We start from the raw sequence: 382 nt of genomic DNA on the forward strand, positions 1-382 counted from the left end.
CCAGGCTAGTTACGATTTGGCGTGGCGAGTGCTGCGGCCCAAGTACATCTTCAACGGCTACGGCCCGACCGAAACTGTGGTTACGCCGTTGATCTGGAAGGCCAAGGCGGGCGATCCGTGCGATGCGGCCTATGCGCCTATCGGCAATATCGTCGGCAATCGCAGCGCCTATGTGGCCGATGCCAACCTCAACCTGTTACCGGTTGGCGTGGCCGGCGAGTTGTACCTGGGTGGCCTGGGCGTAGCCCGGGGCTATCTGGATCGTCCGGGCCTTACGGCGGAACGCTTTATCCCTGACCCCTACAGCACCACCGGTGCCCGGCTGTACCGCAGCGGTGACCTGACCCGCTATCGCACCGACGGTCTGGTGGAATACGTCGGG

1 protein-coding gene is annotated in these 382 nt (G+C 63.6%); it reads left to right on the plus strand.

Features of this window, described 5'->3' with window-relative positions; all coding sequences use genetic code 11:
* A partial coding sequence (locus FW796_RS31890) for an AMP-binding protein (RefSeq protein WP_446440711.1) occupies window positions 1–382 on the plus strand: 382 nt, incomplete at both ends.

This window comes from Pseudomonas sp. 910_21, assembly GCF_052850735.1.